This window comes from Pseudoalteromonas aurantia 208 (genome assembly GCF_014858725.1).
Lineage (GTDB): Bacteria > Pseudomonadota > Gammaproteobacteria > Enterobacterales > Alteromonadaceae > Pseudoalteromonas > Pseudoalteromonas aurantia.
On the sequence record NZ_AQGV01000013.1, the window covers coordinates 76,475 to 99,714 of the forward strand.

At 40.9% G+C, this 23,240-nt stretch carries 24 protein-coding genes; 7 read left to right on the forward strand and 17 right to left on the reverse strand.

What is annotated here, in order from left to right; all coding sequences use genetic code 11:
- The first annotated feature begins 20 nt into the window (after nucleotides 1-20).
- Nucleotides 21-2,594, forward strand: coding sequence for a DNA mismatch repair protein MutS (gene mutS, locus PAUR_RS15470; protein WP_192508661.1), 2,574 nt, complete (start codon nucleotides 21-23; stop codon nucleotides 2,592-2,594).
- A 59-nt stretch (nucleotides 2,595-2,653) separates the two neighbouring features.
- On the opposite strand, the gene rpoS is transcribed toward mutS, so the two are convergent.
- From rpoS to PAUR_RS15520, 10 genes are all read right to left on the reverse strand, one after another.
- A complete protein-coding gene (rpoS, locus tag PAUR_RS15475; protein ID WP_192508662.1) occupies nucleotides 2,654-3,634 on the reverse strand; it encodes an RNA polymerase sigma factor RpoS in 981 nt (326 codons plus the stop codon).
- Between the two features lie 56 nt (nucleotides 3,635-3,690).
- Nucleotides 3,691-4,509: a peptidoglycan DD-metalloendopeptidase family protein gene (locus PAUR_RS15480; protein WP_192508966.1), complete on the reverse strand. Its 819-nt coding sequence runs from the start codon at nucleotides 4,507-4,509 to the stop codon at nucleotides 3,691-3,693.
- A 77-nt stretch (nucleotides 4,510-4,586) separates the two neighbouring features.
- The gene (locus PAUR_RS15485; RefSeq protein WP_192508663.1) at nucleotides 4,587-5,225 is read right to left on the reverse strand and encodes a protein-L-isoaspartate(D-aspartate) O-methyltransferase; all 639 of its coding nucleotides are present in this window, start codon (nucleotides 5,223-5,225) and stop codon (nucleotides 4,587-4,589) included.
- An 8-nt stretch (nucleotides 5,226-5,233) separates the two neighbouring features.
- Nucleotides 5,234-5,977, reverse strand: a complete 744-nt coding sequence (gene surE, locus PAUR_RS15490) for a 5'/3'-nucleotidase SurE (RefSeq protein WP_192508664.1) — start codon at nucleotides 5,975-5,977, stop codon at nucleotides 5,234-5,236.
- Entirely contained in the window at nucleotides 5,958-7,004 is a 1,047-nt protein-coding gene (gene truD, locus PAUR_RS15495) for a tRNA pseudouridine(13) synthase TruD (protein ID WP_192508665.1), read from the reverse strand. The genes surE and truD overlap by 20 nt, the downstream gene beginning before the upstream one ends.
- On the reverse strand, nucleotides 7,001-7,477 hold the full coding sequence (gene ispF / locus PAUR_RS15500) for a 2-C-methyl-D-erythritol 2,4-cyclodiphosphate synthase (protein WP_192508666.1): 477 nt from the start codon (nucleotides 7,475-7,477) through the stop codon (nucleotides 7,001-7,003). The genes truD and ispF overlap by 4 nt, the downstream gene beginning before the upstream one ends.
- A 1-nt stretch (nucleotide 7,478) precedes the next feature.
- Nucleotides 7,479-8,174 (reverse strand): 2-C-methyl-D-erythritol 4-phosphate cytidylyltransferase, encoded by a 696-nt coding sequence (ispD, locus tag PAUR_RS15505; RefSeq protein WP_192508667.1) that lies wholly within the window; start codon nucleotides 8,172-8,174, stop codon nucleotides 7,479-7,481.
- Entirely contained in the window at nucleotides 8,171-8,452 is a 282-nt protein-coding gene (gene ftsB / locus PAUR_RS15510; RefSeq protein ID WP_192508668.1) for a cell division protein FtsB, read from the reverse strand. The genes ispD and ftsB overlap by 4 nt, the downstream gene beginning before the upstream one ends.
- Nucleotides 8,453-8,489: 37 nt before the next feature.
- Nucleotides 8,490-9,125, reverse strand: a complete 636-nt coding sequence (locus PAUR_RS15515; RefSeq protein WP_318782621.1) for a hypothetical protein — start codon at nucleotides 9,123-9,125, stop codon at nucleotides 8,490-8,492.
- A 49-nt stretch (nucleotides 9,126-9,174) separates the two neighbouring features.
- Complete coding sequence (locus PAUR_RS15520; RefSeq protein WP_192508669.1) at nucleotides 9,175-9,654, reverse strand: DUF2947 domain-containing protein; 480 nt, start codon at nucleotides 9,652-9,654, stop codon at nucleotides 9,175-9,177.
- A gap of 61 nt (nucleotides 9,655-9,715) precedes the next feature.
- Here PAUR_RS15520 and PAUR_RS15525 point away from each other — a divergent pair, with 61 nt between their 5' ends.
- The 3 genes from PAUR_RS15525 to PAUR_RS15535 all read left to right on the forward strand — a co-directional run bounded on the left by PAUR_RS15525 (nucleotide 9,716) and on the right by PAUR_RS15535 (nucleotide 12,046).
- Nucleotides 9,716-9,937, forward strand: coding sequence for a DUF1653 domain-containing protein (locus PAUR_RS15525; protein ID WP_192508670.1), 222 nt, complete (start codon nucleotides 9,716-9,718; stop codon nucleotides 9,935-9,937).
- An 81-nt stretch (nucleotides 9,938-10,018) separates the two neighbouring features.
- Nucleotides 10,019-10,855 (forward strand): AAA family ATPase, encoded by an 837-nt coding sequence (locus PAUR_RS15530; RefSeq protein ID WP_192508671.1) that lies wholly within the window; start codon nucleotides 10,019-10,021, stop codon nucleotides 10,853-10,855.
- 3 nt (nucleotides 10,856-10,858) lie between these two features.
- Complete coding sequence (locus PAUR_RS15535; protein WP_192508672.1) at nucleotides 10,859-12,046, forward strand: vWA domain-containing protein; 1,188 nt, start codon at nucleotides 10,859-10,861, stop codon at nucleotides 12,044-12,046.
- A gap of 71 nt (nucleotides 12,047-12,117) precedes the next feature.
- Here the strand turns inward: PAUR_RS15535 and mdh are convergent, their stop codons facing one another.
- Nucleotides 12,118-13,050, reverse strand: coding sequence for a malate dehydrogenase (gene mdh, locus PAUR_RS15540; RefSeq protein ID WP_192508673.1), 933 nt, complete (start codon nucleotides 13,048-13,050; stop codon nucleotides 12,118-12,120).
- 483 nt (nucleotides 13,051-13,533) lie between these two features.
- Between mdh and argR the strand changes: the two genes are divergently transcribed.
- Entirely contained in the window at nucleotides 13,534-14,001 is a 468-nt protein-coding gene (gene argR / locus PAUR_RS15545; protein ID WP_192508674.1) for a transcriptional regulator ArgR, read from the forward strand.
- 13 nt (nucleotides 14,002-14,014) lie between these two features.
- On the opposite strand, the gene PAUR_RS15550 is transcribed toward argR, so the two are convergent.
- The 5 genes from PAUR_RS15550 to PAUR_RS15570 all read right to left on the reverse strand — a co-directional run bounded on the left by PAUR_RS15550 (nucleotide 14,015) and on the right by PAUR_RS15570 (nucleotide 20,633).
- Nucleotides 14,015-14,932, reverse strand: a complete 918-nt coding sequence (locus tag PAUR_RS15550; RefSeq protein WP_192508675.1) for a Dyp-type peroxidase — start codon at nucleotides 14,930-14,932, stop codon at nucleotides 14,015-14,017.
- Nucleotides 14,933-14,946: 14 nt separating this feature from the next.
- Complete coding sequence (locus PAUR_RS15555) at nucleotides 14,947-15,993, reverse strand: ABC transporter ATP-binding protein (protein WP_192508676.1); 1,047 nt, start codon at nucleotides 15,991-15,993, stop codon at nucleotides 14,947-14,949.
- Nucleotides 15,993-17,624 carry an ABC transporter permease gene (locus PAUR_RS15560; protein ID WP_192508677.1) on the reverse strand — a complete coding sequence of 544 codons (1,632 nt, stop codon included), beginning with the start codon at nucleotides 17,622-17,624 and terminating at the stop codon, nucleotides 15,993-15,995. The genes PAUR_RS15555 and PAUR_RS15560 overlap by 1 nt, the downstream gene beginning before the upstream one ends.
- Entirely contained in the window at nucleotides 17,624-18,628 is a 1,005-nt protein-coding gene (locus PAUR_RS15565) for a Fe(3+) ABC transporter substrate-binding protein (RefSeq protein ID WP_192508678.1), read from the reverse strand. The genes PAUR_RS15560 and PAUR_RS15565 overlap by 1 nt, the downstream gene beginning before the upstream one ends.
- A 1,330-nt stretch (nucleotides 18,629-19,958) precedes the next feature.
- A complete protein-coding gene (locus PAUR_RS15570; RefSeq protein WP_192508679.1) occupies nucleotides 19,959-20,633 on the reverse strand; it encodes a tRNA-uridine aminocarboxypropyltransferase in 675 nt (224 codons plus the stop codon).
- A 69-nt stretch (nucleotides 20,634-20,702) separates the two neighbouring features.
- Here PAUR_RS15570 and PAUR_RS15575 point away from each other — a divergent pair, with 69 nt between their 5' ends.
- Together PAUR_RS15575 and PAUR_RS15580 are read left to right on the forward strand one after the other, a co-directional pair.
- Nucleotides 20,703-21,245 (forward strand): GNAT family N-acetyltransferase, encoded by a 543-nt coding sequence (locus PAUR_RS15575; protein WP_192508680.1) that lies wholly within the window; start codon nucleotides 20,703-20,705, stop codon nucleotides 21,243-21,245.
- Between the two features lie 40 nt (nucleotides 21,246-21,285).
- Nucleotides 21,286-21,678, forward strand: coding sequence for a DUF2750 domain-containing protein (locus PAUR_RS15580; RefSeq protein ID WP_192508681.1), 393 nt, complete (start codon nucleotides 21,286-21,288; stop codon nucleotides 21,676-21,678).
- 92 nt (nucleotides 21,679-21,770) lie between these two features.
- Here the strand turns inward: PAUR_RS15580 and lpdA are convergent, their stop codons facing one another.
- Nucleotides 21,771-23,195, reverse strand: a complete 1,425-nt coding sequence (lpdA, locus tag PAUR_RS15585) for a dihydrolipoyl dehydrogenase (protein WP_192508682.1) — start codon at nucleotides 23,193-23,195, stop codon at nucleotides 21,771-21,773.
- Nucleotides 23,196-23,240 lie beyond the last annotated feature (45 nt).

The window sequence follows — 23,240 nt, forward strand, 5'->3', positions numbered from 1 at the left end:
TCACCCTTTTAGGTAGATGCATGTCGATAGATTTATATTCTGAACATACTATAAAACAACAAACTCCTATGATGCAGCAATATCTTAGGATTAAAGTAGAACATCAAGATATCTTATTATTCTATCGCATGGGCGATTTCTATGAGTTATTCTTCGATGATGCAATTCGTGCTGCGCAGCTATTAGATATCTCTCAGACTCATCGTGGCAAAGCCGGTGGCGCACCAATTCCAATGGCGGGAGTACCTTATCACGCAGTTGAGAACTATTTAGCCCGCTTGGTACAAATGGGAGAGTCTGTCGCACTATGTGAACAAATTGGCGACCCAGCGACCAGTAAAGGTCCTGTCGAACGTAAAGTTGTCCGCATTGTAACACCTGGCACCGTGACAGATGAGGCGCTACTGCAAGAGCGCCAAGACAATTTACTCGCCAGTATTTGGCAAAATAAACAAGGTCATTATGGCCTTGCATATTTAGATATAAATTCCGGCAGTTTTAATATCGTTGAGCTAAAGACAGATGAAGCACTCAGTTCAACACTGCAACGATTACAACCTGCTGAATTGCTCTACCCTGAATCATTTCAAAATTTATTGTTAATCGAGCCAATTAAAGGCTGTCGTCGTCGCCCTGAGTGGGAGTTTGACTTAGACACAGCCAAACACTTGTTATGCCAACAATTTAATACCAAAGATCTAGTTGGCTTTGGTGTTGAAAATGCACACTCAGGGCTAATTGCCGCTGGTTGTGTCATGCAATACATAAAAGATACTCAACGCACAGCACTGCCGCACATTCGCGCGATTACACTAGAAAAAAATGAGCATGCGGTTATTTTAGATGCTGCAACTCGGAAAAATCTCGAGTTAACGGTTAATCTGTCAGGGAGTATCGACAACACACTTGCACAAGTCCTTGATAAAACATCAACTCCAATGGGCTCACGGCTTTTAAAACGCCGAATTCACACGCCCATTCGTAACCGCCCGGAACTCAATGCAAGATTATCTGCAATTTCAAGCTTAATTGAAGCACAGCTTAGTATCGAAGTGTATGATGCCTTAAAGCAAATTGGTGACGTTGAACGTGTCGTTGCTCGGTTGGCACTATGTAATGCGCGCCCCCGAGATTTAACCCGATTGCGCAGCGCATTGCAGGCTATTGCGCCGCTCCACAGCATACTCTCGGAATGTAATGACCCCCGTATTACGCAGATTTGCGAACAATCACCTTCCTTACCTAAATTACAAGACCTTTTAGAGCGCGCGATTATTGATAACCCGCCTGTACTGATCCGAGACGGAGGGGTAATTGCAACAGGCTACAACCCTGACCTTGATGAATGGCGAGCATTAAGCCAAGGTGCCACTGATATTCTAGATCAATTAGAAGAACGAGAACGTGCACGCACAGGGATCAGCACATTAAAAATTGGCTATAACCGAGTTCACGGGTTCTACATTGAGATAAGTCGCGCCAACTCACATCTGGTACCTGTTGAGTACATTCGCCGACAAACATTAAAAAATAATGAACGTTACATCATCCCTGAGCTCAAAGAACACGAAGATAAAGTGCTGGGTAGTCAAAGCAAAGCACTTGCTTTAGAAAAGCAATTATATGAACAATTATTTGAATTTATCGCCCCTTATTTGGAGCAATTACAGATCATGGCTGCATCACTGGCCGATTTAGATGTGTTAAATACATTAGCGGAAAGGGCACAAACACTTGACTATTGCAAACCACAGTTAACTGAGGAAGATGAAATCTCCATTGAAGCAGGGCGCCACCCCGTTGTCGAGCAAGTCAGCAAAGACCCCTTTATTGCCAACCCAGTACACCTCAGTGAACAACGTAAAATGCTAGTTATAACTGGCCCTAACATGGGTGGTAAATCAACCTACATGCGTCAAACGGCCTTAATTGTATTAATGGCGCATATTGGAAGTTATGTCCCTGCAAGCCACGCGATTATCGGGCAAATAGATCGTATTTTCACCCGCATTGGTGCCAGTGATGACTTGGCATCGGGCCGCTCTACTTTTATGGTTGAAATGACCGAAACTGCCACAATACTGAATAATGCATCACACCAATCATTAGTATTAATGGATGAAATTGGCCGAGGCACCAGCACCTATGATGGCTTATCTCTGGCTTATGCAACTGCAGATTATCTTGCTCGAAAAATTAGCGCCAAAACCTTGTTTGCAACACATTATTTTGAACTCACTGAACTTGCCAATCAGCAAAGTGGACTAGTCAATGTCCACCTTGACGCAGTCGAGCATAACGACACCATTGCGTTTAAACATACGGTATTAGAAGGCGCAGCAAGTAAAAGTTTTGGTTTACAAGTTGCTGGACTTGCAGGAGTGCCAAAAGAAGTACTTAAGGTTGCCAAACAAAAACTCGCGATGTTAGAAAATCACCAGAGTGTCGTCGATTTAAATGTGCCCACACAGCAAACATTGGTTCTGAACAATGGACCATCAAAGCTTGAAACATCAATCCAAACGCTTGACCCTGACGAATTAACACCACGAGAAGCACTCTCACTTTTATATCAGTTGAAAAAGCTTGTATAAAAAGTAATGATATAAAAAAACCACTCAATGAGTGGTTTTTTTATTAAAGGTTATATCGCTTACAATTGCTCAAATAAGCTATCTGTACTCAAACCTTCATGCTGTAGTATATCTTTCAAGCGCCGTAATGCTTCTACCTGGATCTGGCGAACACGTTCACGTGTTAAACCAATTTCACGCCCAACATCTTCAAGCGTAGACGGTTCATATCCTAAAAGCCCAAAACGTCTTGCAAGCACCTCACGCTGCTTAGGATTCAATTCACCAAGCCAATCAACAATATGCTTATTAATATCATTGCTTTGTACTTCATTTTCTGGGCCATGGCCCTTTTCATCTGCAATAATATCTAATAACGCTTTGTCATTTTCACCACCAATTGGTGTATCAACTGAGGTGATTTTCTCATTCAAGCGCAACATTTTTGTGACATCTTCAACTGGCCTGTCTAAGCACTCGGCTATCTCTTCGGCTGTTGGCTCATGGTCTAGCTTTTGTGTTAACTCTCTCGCCGTACGCAAATATACATTAAGCTCTTTCACAACATGGATAGGCAAGCGAATGGTACGAGTTTGGTTCATTATCGCACGTTCAATGGTTTGACGGATCCACCATGTGGCGTACGTAGAAAAGCGAAAGCCTCGTTCTGGATCAAACTTCTCAACTGCACGAATAAGACCCAAATTACCTTCTTCGATGAGGTCCAGTAACGCTAAGCCACGATTGTTATATCTGCGCGCTATTTTTACAACTAAACGCAAATTACTTTCAATCATTCTTTTTCGAGACGCTTCACAGCCTTTCAAAGCTTTACGTGCAAAATACACTTCTTCTTCAGCACTAAGCAGCGGTGAGAAACCAATTTCACCTAAATATAACTGAGTTGCATCTAAGTTTTTTACTGTTTCATCTTTCGCGAAAATATCTTCTTCTTCAATGTTCTCTAAAAGTTCAGTTTTAGAGTTTGTTAAAGTGACATCCTCATTTTTTTCTTCAAAATCGTCCGTTTTTTTGGTCTTAACATTTGCAGTTTGAGCCATATGCATCCTCCCAAGCGAATGAATGGTATAAAATCATCATACTGTCTGTCAGTGTCTTAATCCTTAGGTAAAAACCTAAGTGGGTTTACAGCTTGCCCTCTATAACGGATCTCAAAGCGTAGTGCAGTTTCAGTGGCATCTGTATTACCTATGTCGGCAATTCTTTGTCCAACTTTAACTGTTTGTTGCTCTTTGACCCATAATTTCGAGTTATGTGCATAAGCGCTTAGGTAATCATCATTATGTTTTAATATGATTAAGTTACCATAACCCCTTAATGCACTGCCCGCATAAACCACAGTGCCCGCTGCGGCGGCTCTTACAGGTGTTCCATGTTTATTAGCAATTAGTAATCCTTTATAACCATTTTCCTTAACAGAAAAACGCTTAATTACTTTGCCAATAACAGGCTTTCGCCACTGTACCTTTTTAGAAATCATCTGCTTAGGCACTTTGACACTGCTTTTCTGTTCTTTTTGAACATACTCCCGTTGTTTTGGCTTATCAAGTTCTTTTTTCTGTTGTTTGTTACTTTTTTGTATATTTATTTTAGAGTTAACGACTTTTACTGCGTGTTTTTTAACCTTTTTATTTTTATTTTTAGAATTCTCTAGGTAGATTTTCTGCCCCGGATAAATCAAATAGGGTGGGGTTATATTATTAATTTTAGCGACAGCACGTACATCTTTATTTGCACTAAAAGCAATAGAAAATAAGGTGTCACCTTTTCGTACTTTATACTGATTATTTTTAATGTGAATTTTATGCTTCGAAGAGGTCTTACCTGATGATAGATTAGTAACAGGCGCAGGTTTATGGTTCGTAGAGCAAGCACTCAAAAATAAGATGACTAAAAATAGTATCTGTATGTTTATTTTAATCATCTTTGATTTTTTGCCATAATATTTACTTCATCTATTTGTAATATTTAATATAAAAAATAAGGCTAAACTCAGATGATATCACCAGCAACTAAAGGGACAAACTTTACAGGAGCTAAAGGGTGTTCAATAAATTGCTCACCTTGACGAACAAACAACGTCAAAATCTGCTCTTGCTCACCTAACGGAACAATTAATGCGCCTCCGTCTTGTAATTGATGTAACAATGATTGTGGCACTGATTTCGCTGCTGCGGTAACAATAATCCCTGAAAAAGGCGCTTTCGATGACCAGCCTTGCCATCCATCCCCATGTTTCATTGCAACATTATATAAATCGAGCTGATGTAAACGGCGTTTGGCTTGCCATTGTAAACTCTTTATCCGCTCGACAGTAAAAACATCGTCAAATAATTGTGCCAAAATCGCGGTTTGATAACCAGATCCAGTGCCGATTTCTAACACCTTACCCGATACCCCCACCTGCCTTAAGATCTCCGTCATTTTCGCGACAATAAATGGCTGAGAAATAGTTTGCCCCTGACCTATTGGCAACGCGGTATTCTCATATGATTTATGCTTTAATACATCATCCACAAATACATGTCTTGGCGTATTTTCCAATACAGACAAGACTTTTCGGTCGGTTACTCCTTGTGCCCTAATTTGCTCAATTAAAGCACTTGCACTACGCACATAATTATTTAGCACCCTATCCCCTATCTCTTTAACCAACAAGCCATTGCATCAAGACTCTCATGAGCTGTCATGTCTACTTTTAACGGCGTTACAGCCGCATAACCTTGATTAATGGCATGAAAGTCCGTGCCTAGACCTGCATCACTTTCATGACCCAATGTACCATACCAAAATACCTCTCTACCCCAAGGATCAGTTTGTTTTGTCATTGTTTCCGCTTTGTGACGTTTGCCAAGCCGACACACCTTTACCCCTTTCAATTCATCTAGCGGAATATCTGGCACATTGATATTGATTATTTGATCTTTGGGCAACGGGTGTGACTGTAATTGTTTAATAATGTCTATCGTGATCTGAGCAGCGGTATCATAATGATTTTCATATTTAGAACATAGTGACACAGCAATAGCTGGTAGTCCCATATGGCGACCTTCTATTGCGGCTGCAACAGTCCCTGAATACAATGTATCATCACCTAAGTTAGCACCTTTATTTATACCCGCGACAACAAGATCTGGTAAGTCAGCCATTAACTCGCTAACACCGATATGCACGCAGTCCGCGGGTGTGCCATTTACTGATAAAAATCCATTATCTAAAGTGGAAACTCGTAATGGGTTCATCAATGTCAAAGAATGGCTAGCCCCACTACAATTTCTATCTGGCGCAATCACAATTACTTCAGCAATTTCACACAATGCTCGATATAAAACCGCAATGCCTTTTGCATCAACCCCATCATCGTTACTGAGTAATATTCTCATCTTGGTTACTATCCATTAAGTTATCTTTCGATGCATCTCTATGTATCACTAACTCTCTTAGCAAGGCCGTTGCAAAAGTCCCTTTTGGTAAACTAAAGGTCAACTTTATCGTTGTATCATCGACTGTTTTCACCTGTAAGTGTTTTGGAATTAATCTCAATGCGCGCCTTTCGTTCTTTAACCCTAATTCAGCTAAGCCCGCTTGCCAAGCACTAAAAGGCACTAACCAGTTTCGCTCTTGCTCAGTTAACCCTTTATCTCCTTTGCCAACTAGCGGTGCTGACAATAAGATATCCCCACTGGTTAAGCGTTCAATCGTGTCATCACTGATATTTTCTTCAAAGAATGCATTACTGCCACTGAGCATGAATACTTCTTGATGCCATGTCTTAGCCAATCCATGTTCAGCAACGCGTTTGCTAACAATCTCATTAAATATATGTGATCTCGCCGCGGATATAATAATACCACGTAACTTTTTATCTCGAATGCGCTCTCCCGCAAACATCCGCTCAGCCATTTGCAAATTATGCCCATCATGACCAAAACGTTGCTCTCCAAAATAATTTGGTACCCCTTGCCGTACAGCATTAATACGAGAAAGAATATCTAATGGCGCACTGACATTACGTAAAGTGATCTCAAATTTATTACCTGAATGACACCCTGTACGTAATTTGCGATTGTGTCTGATTTGTTTAATAACAAACACACTATCACTGTTTAGCTCGGTAAAGTCGAGATGTTGTTTAATGGGTACTGGCACGCTAAACCATTGACTACACACGCCATGCCTGTCTTTCAACCCCGCATAACTCACATCTCTTGGTGCGACCCCTGCAAACTTTGCCAGCATCTTCGCAATGTATTGCGTATTTTCACCTTTTTTTATAACATGCAAACATACGTGTTCACCTTCACCCGACAGCTCAATACCCAGCAATTCATCAACAACAAAATCTTCAGCGCACGATTTGTAATCCGCCGACGACTGAGGTTTACCATACAAGTAATTCAAATTTTTCATCGCTTCATCACCAGTACAACAGCATGCGCTGAAATACCTTCTTTTCGCCCTTCGAAACCCAACTTTTCAGTGGTCGTGGCTTTAACATTGACCTGATCAATACTGACACTACAATCGACAGCCAAGTTTGCACGCATTGCATCAATATGGGGTCGCATTTTTGGTGCTTGAGCGACTATAGTTACATCACAGTTGCTTACTTGGTAACCTTTGTCTTTGACTTGCTTCATCACTTGTCGCAGCAAAACTCGACTGTCTATGTTTTCAAATTCTGCCGCTGTGTCAGGAAAATGCTTACCAATGTCGCCAAGTGCTAAAGCGCCAAGCAATGCATCGCATAAGGCATGCACAGCCACATCACCATCTGAGTGCGCAATAAAGCCATGTTCAAAGGGAATTTTCTCACCACAAATCATCAATGGACCTTCTCCACCGAATTTATGTACATCAAATCCATGACCAATTCTTATCATTTCACACTCTCTTATGCTGTTTTGAAATCAGAAAACATGCCAAGTCATAATCTTCCGGCGTCGTTATTTTTATATTATCTGTTCGTCCAGGAATTAATTGAACGGGCTGCTGTTGCCACTCCATTGCCGACGCCTCATCGGTGATCGCCACGCCTTGTTGTAACGCACAACTCAATGCTGAACGTAACGTCATAAACGGAAACATTTGTGGCGTTAATGCTTGCCATAAATCATCTCTTGGCACTGTACCAGAGCTATGACTACTACCCCGTTTTATCGTATCCTTTACTTTAGCAGCTAAAATACCACCTTGTTGCGCCTCTAAGCAGTGTGAAATTAAGTTTTCAATATCAGTAACATCAACTAGTGGACGAGCTGCATCATGGACTAATACCCAATCAGGTTTGTATTCTAGTAATGCATCAAGCGCATTGAGCACCGACTCTGCACGCTCTTTGCCACCTGAGGTTCTAATTAACTTCTCACTACAAAAAGCAAGTTTATCAAAAACTGTATCGCTATCACTCACCGCAACAGCAATAACGCAGACATTAGGTACCCTCATCATTTTATTTAAGGTGTGCTCCAATACTGTTTTATCTTCAATCTTTAAATATTGTTTTGGATGAGATAGTTGCATTCGACTGCCCACCCCCGCAGCGGGAACGACGATGGCTATTTTAGGAAGTTTATTCATGGTGTTTTTTTCGGAAGAACTCTGATGAATGTTTCATTGGGTTTTATCATACCTAACTCATGTCGAGCACGCTCTTCAACGCCCTCTAGGCCAAGTTTTAAATCTTCAATATCAGCTTTTAATAGCTTATTGCGTTTTAATAGCTTTTCATTCAGATTTTGATGTGCATCTACTGCACTTTTCAATCTAGTGTAATCCTGTAATCCATTATGGCCAAACCAAAGCTGATATTGAATAAAGGCCGCTAAACAAATTAAAGCAAACTGAAATAAGCGCATTGTTTAGTTCCTACTGTTTATTGTGCATATTACGAGATTAACGTGAGCGTTTTTTTATTATTCTGACATTTTTCCAGTTAATCATACTGGCTAACAACATTTCTCTTAAGCTCAACACTCTAGGTCCAATTGCTTTACTGTATTGCCACTGATGCCCACAGCATGCCGCAACCATTAAGGCTTTTGCCGGTTTAAACATGATTGTAGAAACTCCCTTCTGACTTTGTCCTGAACAATCAAACCATCCATGTTGATTGCAATGAATCATATTGTCTCTTACTTGATCTATGGTGTCTATGACAATACGTGTCAATCCCTTGTGAGATAGCATCACAGGCACAACTAACCCGACCGTCCCATGGCGGGCAAAATAGTGTTTACACACGTCCATTTGCCATTTAGGTTGCGCTTTTTGCGGACTTAACCAAGTGCCATTTTGACTGTCTAATTGCAAGGGCACACTTCCTTGCACTATATCTCGCGCTGCACGCTCAACATAGTAAGGTAAACTTAATAAAGCCCGCGGCAACTGCTCAGCAGTTGCATTTTCTGTCAAAGCTGGAATTTCACGTGCATAAAATACATTAACTAACTCAGCAAATTGTAATCGCTCACGTTCGTCATGCCATAAACTACTTTGCTCGTTTGACATTGCTATATACTGTTCGCCCACGCTACCTCCCAGTCACTGTGAAAGTTATAGCATGGCAGATTAAAGCAAGCTAGCCTTTCGGCTTTTCTCCAAGCCGAGCTTCACCATTTTCCATAAATTGCACGACGCCGGTTCGTTTTTTACCAACCAATAAGCTGCCGTCACATAAAAACATGAAGTTTTGCCAACAACGCTGAAAAACTGCAAAATTTGTCTCGATAACTTGTTCACGTGACATACAAAAATATACAGTGGTATTGGCTTCCCACCCCAAATGCGATGTAATTACGTCAGGAAGCGATTCCTCACCGGCTTCCCAAGGCTTTTCCCAATCAACATTTTCAGACCAGCTATCCTCTTTTCCTACCCACTCAGATGGATTAAAAAAATCAGGGTGATCTTGATCTCGGCTTATCATGGTACTCCACAATACTGCCGCTCGCGCTTTCGTCATTGGCTTAATCGCCGCAAGATCTTGATCTGAGATCGGTAAATCTTGATGTTTAAAAACCCATGCTTTTCTAAACTCATCAAGCGCAATATAATTCATACAACAGCCCAGTCTGGCAAATATTAACGCGCAGTATACCGCACACTAAACGGAACGAACAATGAAGCAAACACTAAAACCCGGTATTTATCAGCATTACAAAGGTCAGCAATATCGTGTCTTCCACATAGCAACTCACAGTGAAACACAAGAAAAAATGGTCGTCTATCAAACCCTCTATGGTGATTTCGATTTTTGGGTTCGTCCTTTTACGATGTTTGTTGAAAACGTCACATGTGATGGCGTTGAAATTCCACGCTTTAAATACCTTGGTGATAAATAAGATACTTCATAACCCCTAGCGGCAGGTCACCTTTTTATGGCAAGATAACTCATTCTCCTCAGACCAGTCGTTAGGTATAAAGTGAACTTCCAAGGTACAAACAATTACATTGCTAGTAGTGCATTAAAACAAGCAGTAAATGCTGCAATTATATTAGAAAAGCCGCTTTTAATTAAAGGAGAGCCAGGCACGGGTAAAACACTACTCGCAGAAGAACTTGCAAAAAGCCTCAATACCAACCTCATTCAATGGCATATCAAATCAACCACAAAAGCACAACAAGGGCTGTATGAATACGATGCAGTATCTCGACTAAGAGACAGTCAACTCGGTGAACAACGTGTGCATGATATTAATAATTACATTGTAAAAGGTAAATTATGGCAAGCCTTCACGGATCCTTCGCGTCCGGTGCTGCTCATTGATGAGATTGACAAAGCTGATATCGAGTTTCCCAACGATTTACTATTGGAGCTCGATAAAATGGAGTTTCATGTTTATGAAACAGGTGAACGTGTTAAAGCAAAAGTCCGCCCGATAGTCATTATTACATCGAATAATGAGAAAGAGCTCCCTGATGCTTTTTTGCGACGCTGTTTCTTTCACTATATCGACTTCCCTTCCACCCAGCAGATGCAAAAAATCATTGATGTTCATTACCCTAATATCAAAGCTAACTTGGTACAACAAGCATTAGAAAGCTTTTTTAAACTCAGGGATGTGCCAGGGCTTAAGAAAAAACCAAGTACCAGTGAATTATTAGATTGGCTAAAGTTGCTAATGGCTGAAGATATCGAGAGTACAACCTTACATGATAAACAGCATCAAGGTGGTTTAATGCCATTATTTGGGGCCTTGCTTAAGAATGAACAAGATGTGAGCTTAATTGAGAAGCTGGCCTTTATAAGTAAGCGTTAACTGATGCTTATCGAATTTTTCTTTACATTAAAACGCTACGGCTTAAAAGTCAGTCCTCGAGAACTGCTTGACTGTATCAACGCACTAAACAAAGGTTTAGCGTTTGCTGACATCGATGCATTTTACGACCTCAGTAAAATTATTTTTGTTAAAGATGAAACCCAGTTTGACAAATTTGACCGCGCTTTTGCCGATTACTTTCAAGGTCTTGAATCTATCGACTTATTATCGCAATTACAGACTAGCAATGAACTCCCCCATGACTGGTTACGAAAAGAATTCGAAAAAAGCTTATCCGATGAAGAAAAACAACAATTAGATGCGCTCGGTGGATTAGATAAGTTATTAGAAACGCTAAAACAACGATTAGCCGAGCAAAAAGAACGCCATGCAGGTGGCAATAAATGGGTTGGCACTGGTGGCACATCTCCGTTTGGCGCGTATGGCTATAACCCTGAAGGGATCCGAATTGGCCAAGAAGGGAACCGACAGCGCCAAGCCGTTAAAGTGTGGGATAAGCGTCAATATCGCAATTTAGACGCTAGCACTGAAATGACCAGCCGAACCATGAAACTTGCACTGAAAAAGCTCAGAAAGTTTGCAAAAAGTGGTGCCAGCGAGCAATTGGATCTTAATGAAACGATAGCTGCAACGGCAAAACAAGGCGGTATGCTCGATGTCAAAATGGTCCCTGAACGACATAATGCCATTAATGTCATTATGCTGTTTGATATTGGTGGTTCAATGGATGAATACATTCATTTATGCGAACAGCTATTTGGTGCTGCACACAGTGAATTTAAGCATTTGGAGTTTTTTTATTTTCACAATTGTGTTTATGAACAAGTTTGGCAAGATAACCAAAGACGCGATAGCGAGTCGCTTGACACATATCAGCTTATCAACCGCTTCGGTAAAGACTATCGACTTATTTTTGTGGGTGATGCCACTATGGGGCCCTATGAGATCACATATTCTGGTGGTAGCGTAGAGCATTGGAACCATGAAGCTGGTAGTGTGTGGCTTCAACGCCTCACTCAGCATTTTGAAAAAGTTGCTTGGTTAAATCCACAACCCACAACGCACTGGCCCTATTACCAGTCAATAGATATCATTGCTGAACTAATGCACAACCGTATGTACCCATTAACATTAGACGGTATAAGTAAAGCGATAAAAGTACTGACTTAATGGTATGGTCAACGTCTAATTTGGACACAAAAAAGCCGCGACGTACGCGGCTTTTTTAATTTCATCGTCTATTAAGACATGAAATCAACACCTTCTTGGATGTCTTTGTTAAGTGTTGCAAGCATATCTTCTTTTGCTTTTTGTTCAAATGCACTTAACTCACCGTAAGACAGAATTTCTTCTACACCGTTTTTACCTAAACGTACAGGGTGCGCAAAATAGGGTGCGTCGCCATTTTCAACGGCAACATACGCGTAATCTACAACATCTTGACCCTGTAAGCCTTTAACAAGTGAGAAGCAGAAACGTGCTGCAGCTGCGCCCATTGAAAGTGTCGCTGAACCGCCACCTGCTTTTGCATTTACCACTTCAGTACCTGCATTCTGGATACGAGGTGTAAGTGCTGCAACTTCTTCATCAGTGAATGAAACGCCTTCAACTTGTGAAAGAAGTGGTAAAATGGTAGTGCCTGAATGGCCACCAATAACTGGTACTTTCACTTCAGATACATCAACACCTTTCAATTCAGCAATAAATGCTTCCGAACGAATGACATCTAATGTTGTAACACCAAATACGCGAGATGCTTCATAAGTACCCGCTTTTTTGAATACTTCAGCAACAATTGGCACAGTACCATTTACTGGGTTAGTGATAACACCCACTAGCGCTTTAGGGCAGCTACGTACAATACCTTCAGCAAGTGTTTTAATAATACCTGCGTTTACGTTGAATAAATCAGCACGGTCCATACCTGGTTTACGAGGCATGCCAGCTGGGATCAATACAATATCAGCACCAGCAAGTGCAGCGTCTAGGTCATCCGCACCAAAACCAGCTACTTTAACTGCCGTTGGGATATGAGAAAGGTCAACAGCAACACCTGGTACTACCGGTGCAACGTCGTATAAAGATAATTCAGAACCTGCAGGTAAACCGTTTTTAAGTAAAAGTGATAAAGCTTGACCAATACCGCCAGCGGCACCCAATACAGCAACTTTCATGTGAATACTCCATAAATTGAAGGTAAATTTAGGGTGCGTCCCTCAATTAAAATCTAAGTTTAAATACCATCTCAGCAATCAGATACATAATGCGTAAACCCCAACACCATTAGGTGACATTGAATACACAACAAAAGCGCTAACATGACAATTAAAAGTAACCATTTCACATGAATTATAATCAACTTTCATACACAAATTTACGTTCTATGTGTACTCAACAGCATAATAAACCCATATTAGTTACTGCAAACTCAGCTAAAAAAGACAAACATACCCAAGAATGCAGTAAAGATAATGAAAAGCGCAGGTAAAAACAAATTAATCCGAGTTATTTTCATGATTTTTTCGACTATAGTTGTAAAGCTAACAGCACTGGCGCTTTACGCCTGTGACAGAACCTGAATATCAGCACAGTAAAATTTGGGTCACAACGTAGTTTTGTGTAGAATCCCAACATCACCATTTGAATTATGGATCGTTATGCAGCCTCAAGAAAAACAAGAAGCGCTGGTTAAAGCGTTTAAAGCTTTACTCAAAGAAGAAAACTTTGGTTCACAAGGAGAAATTGTTGACGCTTTAAAAGACCAAGGCTTTGACAATGTGAGTCAGAGCAAGGTGTCACGCATGCTCAGTAAATTCGGTGCGGTACGAACCCGTAATGCAAAACAAGAAATGGTCTATTGTTTGCCTGCTGAGATGGGAGTGCCGACAGCCAAAAGCCCACTGCGCCAATTGGTCATTGATATTATCCATAATGAAATGATGATAATTATTCGAACTAGCCCCGGCGCCGCACAACTTATTGCCCGATTACTTGATTCGTTAGGAACTGCAGATGGCGTACTCGGCACAATTGCCGGTGATGACACCATATTTATAGCCCCAGCCCAAATCTCAGAAATTGATGCAACGCTTGAGCGAGTAAAAACGTTATTTGACAACGTTTAGGTCGGCCTAAAAATCACTCTTCACAACTTTGTGCCATCGTACTAAGAAATTGGACCGATGGTGCAAAAAATGCCGCCCCCATATCTGCCTGATTATAATCCAACCATAGGTCATATTTATCTGGAGTGCCTAAACGAGACATTAGAACATCTTCAAAAGCTTGGCCATGTGCCGAACAACTCACCCACAAACTACCTTGCTCAAATACATCCCCAAACGGCATGCTTTGATCAAGTAAGGTCGCTAAACCGTCTTCGTTTACTAACTCCGCTAAAGTTGCATGACTATTTTCTTTTTGAGGAGAAATCAGGGTGTTATCTAAGCGCGTTCGGCCCATCACTTGTTCCTGCTCATCAAGTGTTAATATTTGCCATGTGTCAATGTCAAACTTCACTCGTTGAACATGCACATAACTTCCTTGATTATCATCATGCTGCGGGTTATCGACTAAAGCTACTTGACGTTTAAAGCGCCCATGAGGTGCATTTCCACCATAAATAAAGCCGTTAAAGTCTCGGCCATCTAAAAACCGAAAGCCTCTAACATTCGCCACTAGCTCAACACTAGGTGCAAGCATGTGCAATACGCTTTGTGCAAAAAGGTGATTAACATCTTCTCTATCTGAACGGATCACGTACATTAAATCAAAAGGCTGGCTATGCATTAAGTGTTCAGCACTGCTTACATGAGGAAAGCTTTTTAATTCAGGAGGAATATACTCAGGATAAATATGCGGCCAATATTGTGCTCCAATGGCCACAAAGCTACTCACCATCGACTCCGAGAAACGGTCACTCAGTTCATTTTGTAATCGTTCACAATGTGCCAATGTAGCACGCACAGCCTCATCATGCCCATCTAGTACATTAAAAAACAAATGTAAACCATGGAGGTTTGCTTCAGCACAGACTCCTGATTGCGCTTGCGCCATGCTTTTTTCCTTACTTAATTCAGCTCTTGCTCAGAAAAGAAATTTACCGCATGTGCTTTAATTTTAAAAGAGACAGGTAAATCAGTATTAATTGTTTTGTCTGTGGGCGCAGGAACCTCTAACTGTTGCTGTTCAAAACGTACCCGATAAACATATTCAGTGCCCACAAAGCGCTGTTGTTCAACTCGCACTTGCCCATTTGGGTCATTAACCAACTCTAAGTGCTGTGGTCGCACATAAATTTGTCCTTGCTGCTGAGATTGCAACAAAGGAACCATTGAGCTCACGTCACCAAAATCAGTGCTAACACCGGCACCGTTATAACGAGTCGCTTTTAAATAAATTCCTTGACCTAAAAACTCAGCTACAACTTTATTACTGGGCTGTTGGAACAAAGTTTTCGCACACCCTAATTGCGCGATTTGACCTTCATGCATAATCGCTAACTTATCCGAAAATGCAAATGCCTCATCTTTTGAGTGACTGACAAATATAGCTGAGACTTGCTGATCTTTAATAATCGCTCGAATGTCATTAATAAGCTGATATCGAACCTGCGCATCTATATTGGAAAACGGCTCATCTAGCAATAATAAGTTTGGACGGTACGCCAACGCTCTTGCAATCGCAACACGTTGCTGTTGCCCCCCCGAAAGCTCATGAGGATAACGTGACTTAAAATTATTTAAGTGCACTAACTCCAACATTTCATCAACGCGCTTTAAGCGCTCTGGTTTATCAAGCTTATTTAGACCAAACGCAATATTCTGCGCAACCGTTAAATGAGGAAACAACGCATAATCTTGGAACATCATCCCTATATTTCTGTGCTGAGGCGCGACAAAGTGGCGCTCATCACTCATACACTGGCCATTAATCACAACCGATCCATGCTGCGGTTGAATAAGCCCCGCAATGGCTTTCAAAGTTGTTGTTTTCCCACAACCACTAGCCCCTAACAAGCAGACTATTTCATTTTGTTCGACGGCTAAATTAAGCGCTTTAATAACTGATTGACCGTCATACTGATACGACAAATTTTGTAATAGCAAACTACTCATTAGTTGTGTTGCTCCATAGATCGATTAACAAAATATAGCGGAATTAGCCCAACTAAAACAATAAACAAGGCTGATACTGACGCAAGTTCTAACTGCTCATCACTCACATACTGAAATACATGTGTCGCCAGAGTTTCAAAATTAAAAGGTCGTAACAATAACGCTGCGGGGAGCTCTTTCATACATTCAATGAAAACCAATAAAGCTGCCGTGAGAATGCCTCTGCGTAATAACGGAAAGTGAATCAAGGTTAAGGTTTGTAAAAACCCCTTCCCCATGCTTTGGCTGGCCATATCTAGCGACGGGCTGATCCGCACATAACTGGCTTCAACTGCGCCATGTGCAATCGCATAGAATCGCACGACATATGCGAAAATCATCGCAAAAATACTACCGCTTAACAATAAACCAGGTTCAAAACTAGTTTGCGAAAACCAGTCATTAAGTGCCGTATCCAGCAAAGTTAAAGGCAGCAAAACAGCAATCGCCAATACCGTACCAGGCAGAGCATATCCCGTACTTGCGAAGCGCCCAGGAATGGATTTAGTTCTTTCACTACCTATACGTTGGTAAAAAACCACGAGAACGCTAAAGAATATCGCAATAACACTGACCCACAAAGACACTTTCAAGCTCTGCCAAGCATATAAAAAGAATTGGCTATTCCAAGCCTCGTCAAAATAATCAATTGCATAGCCACACAAAATACCCACTGGCAACACAAAAGCAACCAGTAATATAAAGATGCAATACGCAGAAGCGGCCCACGCTGTTTTACCTTTAAGCACATATAACGCTGTATCGTTAACAGATGCTTGGCGTTCATGCACCGTATCATTTTTACGACTTAGTCGTTCTAACATCAGTGACACAAACAAAAATAACAGCATAATTCCTGATATTTTTGCCGCTGCAGTGAGTGAGTAATAGCCAAGCCACGTATCATAAACTGCGGTTGTGAGCGTACTTACAGCAAAATAATGTACCGTCGCAAAATCAGCCATTGTCTCCATACTTATCAAAGCAAGTGCAGCAACAATTGCTCCCCGAGCTAACGGAAGGCTCACCTTAAAAAAGCTCTGACGAGGGCTCATTCCCATCAGCTGACTTGCCTGAACCAATTTAAATGATTGCTCTCTGAGCGCGGTTTTAAATATTAAATATAAATAAGGATAGAGCACCAAAGCGATCATTATGATGGCACCTGGCAATGTACGAATATCAAAAAACCAGTAATCATTTGGTGATTGCCAACCAAACCAATCTCGCAGCGCCACCTGAACGGGCCCAGCATAATCCAATAAATCAGTATAAATATAGGCAATTATATAAGTCGGCATTGCCAGAGGCAGCATTAATGCCCACTCAAATACTTTTCGACCAGGAAACTGGCAATATGCGCTAAGCCAGCCTAAAGGCAAAGCAATCAAACAACTGAGTGAAATAACACCAAGGATAAGTAAAATAGTATTAGAGGTGTAGTCCCAAAGAACGGTATTCCATAGATGGGAGAATACCTCTGAATCTCCTTGCAAAGATTCAAAGATTAAAAAAGCGAGCGGGGCAGATAAACAAATGCCTATCAGCCACGCAAATATCTGCCATTTAGACAGAGAAAACGGTACTTGCATTAAAGATCAAATTTAACCTCATCGATCAGCTTCAGTGCTAATGGACGATATTTACTAATTTCAGACAATGGTAATGCGTCTTCCTTAAACGTGCCCCATGATGCCACCAAATTCGACAATGCTACTCCAGATTTTACTGGGTATTCCATATTCATTGACGCATACATATTCTGTGCTTTATTGTCGGTCATAAACTCTATAAGTTTCAAGGCATTTTCTGGATTTTTAGCATATTTGGTCATTACCACACCTGAAACATTCAAATGGGCACCACGGTCTTTTTGATTGGGGAAATTAATATACACTGAATCAGCCCATGCTTTTTGTTTGCTATCTTGCAGCATTTTTCCAAAGTAATAGCTGTTACCTAGAGCAATGTCACACAAACCTTCTTTTACCGCTTTGACTTGAGCACGGTCATTACCTTGTGGTTTTCGAGCTAAATTACTCTTTACACCTTTAAGCCACTGTTTCGTATCCGCTTCACCATGATGCGCAATCATCGATGCAATCAATCCCAAATTATATGGGTGCTTACCCGAGCGCATACAAATTTTTCCTTTGTAAGTTGCTGAAGCTAAATCTTCATATCCTAAGGCTGAAAGCTTACCTGTTCGTTCCTTTGATGAGTAAACGTTACGTACCCGTTTAGTAAGTGCTACCCATTCACCTTCAGGGTCCCGGAAAGCAACCGGAATATTACGATTAACCACATCACTACTTATCTTTTGCGTTAAATTCATATCTTCTAATTGCATTAATGCACTAAAATTAGAAGTTAGGACTAAATCAGCCCGACTATGCTTTCCTTCTCGCTTAACACGCTCAATAAGCCCTTTTTTAGCGAAAACAACGTTAGTTTTTATACCTGTCTGTTTGGTGAAGTCATCTAATATCGGTTGGATTAAAAACGGCTGACGAAAAGAGTAGATATTAACTTCGCCTGCTGCCAATGCCGGTAAACAACTTAAAGATGTAAGAACAATCGCTAATGCTTTTTTCATTAAAGCCTCCAGATAAAAACAATAATTATTATCAGCTAATAATATCTCTTATGGTGCTAAAAAACACCCTCTGAATAAAACTAGCTTTATGTTGTTGCAAATAACTGTATCACCAAATCAGAAGTTGCTTGTGAGAAATATCTTACTTCTTATGTGGAGATCAATGATCCCTTTGCTGAAAATAACACCAAAATTAATTTAAATAATTGTTTTAAAACAAATTAAGTTTAACTTTTAGTTTTTCTAGAATAATTAAAAGCATTTCCACTGGTTTTGTACCCACCAAAACTCTCTATAATATATCTCGTAGTCAAGGAGATGGTGACTAAGAAATAAATAAGACCACACTGAGTGTAGCTTATTTAAAATTGCGGGATGCAATTACCAAGGACAAACAGCCGGATGCTGTGGTTTATGGAAACGCTATAGGATGTAGCAAACATTACAGGGAAAAGGGACAAACAGCCGGATGCTGTGGTTTATGAAAACGCTATAGGATGTAGCAAATATTACAGGGAAAATGGACAAACAGCCGGATGCTGTGGTTTATGGAAACGCTATAGAATGTAGCAAATATTACAGGGAAAATGGACAAACAGCCAGATGCTGTGGTTTATGGAAACGCTATAGGATGTAGCAAACATTAAAGGAAAAGGGACAAACAGCCAGATGCTGTGGTTTATGGAAACGCTATAGGATGTAGCAACTATTTATAAGGAAAGGGACAAACAGCTGGATGCTGTGGTTTATGGAAACGCTATAGGATGTAGCAAACATTAAAGGAAAAGGGACAAACAGCAGGACGCTGTGGCTTTAAGGAACATGCTACTGGATGTAGCAACTATTTATAAGGAAAGGGACAAACAGCAAGACGCTGTGGCTTTAAGGAAACGTTATAGGATATAACACAACATGGACAAACAGCAGGATGCTGTGGCTAAAAGGGACCAATCACAGGAAGTGGTTAGGAGTAATACTGGAAGTATCTTTTAATGGACTAAACTAGGACATGCGGTAAGCCTTGAAACAGACTCCATCGTTAATAGACGATATATCGTATATTACGGACCAGCGGCAGGTAGCCACGTTCACCGGATGATATAGTGTTTAAGGACAGTTAAAGGACCTTAGCAGTGACGCTGAATTTCGCAGAAATAGAACACTTAGCGAAGCCATGGATGCGGACAGTTTTAGGAGTTGATCAGATCAACATTGCAGGATGCGTTTAGAAGATTCCGTCAGCGCGGCTCTTATGAGTCGCGCGCTTTTCTGTTGTTGTACTTTCATTTATTCACAATAACTAAATTAACGGGTACGCTACTCTCTTCGATTAAAATTTTTTTCGCTTGCTCTTAAGATACGCATCTCTAAAATCAATAAAATGGCTAGTCAGCTTTTCAGCAGCAGCACTTTCTTTATTTTGCTCTAGCACCACACACGCTACTTCTGCGGTACTCAATTGATGCGCATGTGCCGCTACACGTAATTGATAATCAGATAAAGACTCAGGCGATACCGATAAAATTGGCAAATTATCAAGGTAAGGGCTTTTTCGAAACATCTTTTTAGCTTCTCGCCAAGTCCCATCCAAGAAAATATACAAAGGTATTTTGTTCTTACCCCCTTCAACCTTCTTGATCACTCTCGCTAGTTCAGACTCCCTATCATCCACCGGAAAAACAATGACAGGGTAATAATGCGGATCATTGATCAACTCAATCAATTTTGGATCAGGTTCTGTTCTGTCCCATCGAAAAGCGTGATTATCTGGTATAATATCAGCGATCAAACGCCCTGTATTCGATGGTTTAAAGCTTTCATTATGATACATAATGAGGCAGACTGCGCTTTGGCAACTATGTGCCACATTAATGCCATCACAAATACACAAATGCTGTGCAAGTAAACATGCTTCACATCGGCTTAACCTTGATCCTCTGGCTTTATACTCACGCCTTGCAACCGCGATTTGTCGTTGGCGTAGCGCCAATACAGAATTACTCACTCGATACCCTCAAAACAGTTAAGTGTGTATTGTAATAAAATTAAGATATAAAAACAGTAAGGAGCCACGATGAATATTCAAAACTCAGCAAGATTAGGCTTTCGCCTTATGACTGAAAATGACGCACAGTTACTGTATGAACTCGATCAAGACCCTGCCGTCATGGCGCACATCAACGGCGGTATAGCCAATTCAATGACTGATATACAAGAGATTTATATTCCTCGGCTTATCTCATTTACACACAAAGAAAAAGGCTGGGGGCTCTGGCATACCAGCCTATTATCAAATAACGAATTCATAGGCTGGATCCTAGTCAGACCTATGGGCTTCTTTGAAGGTAATAAAAATACTTTAGATTTAGAGCTTGGTTGGCGCTTCAAGCAATCATCTTGGGGCAAAGGATATGCAACAGAAGCCGCTCAACAAGTTGCCAATACCATTTGTAAAGTACACCCTGAGTTACAAGCTCTTTCTGCAACGGCCCTTGTTGAAAATCACGGGTCTTTAAAGGTGATGAAAAACATTGGAATGAAATATATCAAAAACTATATTTACAACGACCCTTGTGGCGATCATGATGCCGTACTGTATCGCAAAAGCTTAAAGTAATGATGAATATCAGCACACAACTATTTAAAAGAGGTATGTCATGACACACTCTATTGATCAACAACGCATGAACTCTATTCTCAGCAATGACAATACACAACGTTACAAATACTTAATCAAAGAAGTCTCAAGCACAGAACTTGTATGGATCCTAACTGACGAACACGGTTGCGTTATGCTAAATAGTGATGATGAGGATTGTGTACCTATTTGGCCTAATGAAGAGTTTGCCATATTATGGGCCACTGGTGACTGGCAAGACTGTAAACCTCAGTCAATTTCACTTAAGAAATGGCATGCTAAATGGACTGACGGCCTAGCAGAAGACGAACTTGCTATTGCAGTATTCCCCATCCCAGATCAAGATGGCTTAATCGTATACCCCGATGAATTTGATTACGAACTCATAAAGTATAGGAAAAATAAAAAATAGCACATACGACAGCACTGATACTCTGTTGTTAACAACTCTCGCTAAAAAAAAACCCAGCAGGTGCTGGGTTTTTTCAATTTAAAGAAAAAGACTTACTTTTTCTTTACTGCTTTTTTATTTGGTAAGTCAGTGATTGACCCTTCAAATATTTCAGCAGCAAGTCCAATAGATTCATTCAATGTCGGGTGAGCATGAATTGTTAGCGCTAGGTCTTCACCATCAGCACCCATTTCAACTGCTAGACCAATTTCACCTAACATTTCACCAGCATTAATCCCCACCATTGCACCACCGATAACACGGCCAGACTCTTTATCAAAGATAAGCTTTGTAGAACCTTCAGTGCGCGCAGACGCAATAGCACGACCAGATGCAGCCCACGGGAATACCGCAGTCTCAATGCTTAGGCCTTGCTCTTTCGCTTCTTTCTCCGTAACACCAACCCATGCAATCTCTGGGTCTGTGTATGCAATTGAAGGAATACATTTAGGGTCGAAGAAATGCTTCTGACCTGAAATCACTTCAGCAGCAACATGTGCTTCATGCACCGCTTTGTGTGCAAGCATTGGCTGGCCAACAACATCACCGATTGCGAAGATGTTATTCACATTGGTACGCATTTGCTTATCAGTATTGATAAAGCCGCGCTCATCAACATTTACGCCCGCTTTATCGGCATCTAATAGTTTACCATTTGGCGTACGGCCAACAGCCACTAATACTTTGTCATAACGCACTGGCTCTGCAGGTGCTTTTTTACCTTCAAACGTCACATATAGACCATCATCTTTCGCTTCAACAGCAACAACTTTAGTCGACAACATCACATTGAATTTGTCTTTCACGTAGCGTTGGTAAATCTTAATGATATCTTTGTCTGCAGCAGGCACTAGCTGATCAGCAAATTCAACCACATCAATTTGAGAGCCAAGTGCACGATAAACCGTACCCATTTCAAGACCAATGATACCACCACCTAATACAAGGAGTTTCTCTGGTACGTCTTTAAGCTCTAAAGCGCCAGTAGAATCTATTACACGATCGTCTTCTGGGATGAAAGGTAGATTAACTGGTTGAGAACCGGCTGCGATAATAGCATTGTCAAAAGTAACTGTTGTAGTACCTGCTTCGCCTTCAACCGCAATCGTGTTAGAACCAGTAAATTTACCATAGCCACTCACTACGCTTACTTTACGCATTTTAGCCATGCCGTCTAAACCACCAGTCAATTGACCGATCACAGACTCTTTCCACGTACGGATTTTATCTAAGTCAATTTGCGGTGCGCCAAATGTAACACCGTGTGAAGACATTTCAGCTGCATCATCAATGACTTTAGCAACATGAAGTAATGCTTTTGAAGGGATACAACCAACGTTCAAGCATACACCACCTAGGGTGTTGCGAGATTCAATTAGTGTAACGTCTAAACCTAGATCCGCAGCACGGAATGCTGCTGAGTAACCACCAGGACCACCGCCTAGTACAACAACTTGAGTTTTGATTTCGTTGCTCATGTTATTACCTTAACTATTATTCGAACGGGACTGTACTCAAAAAGA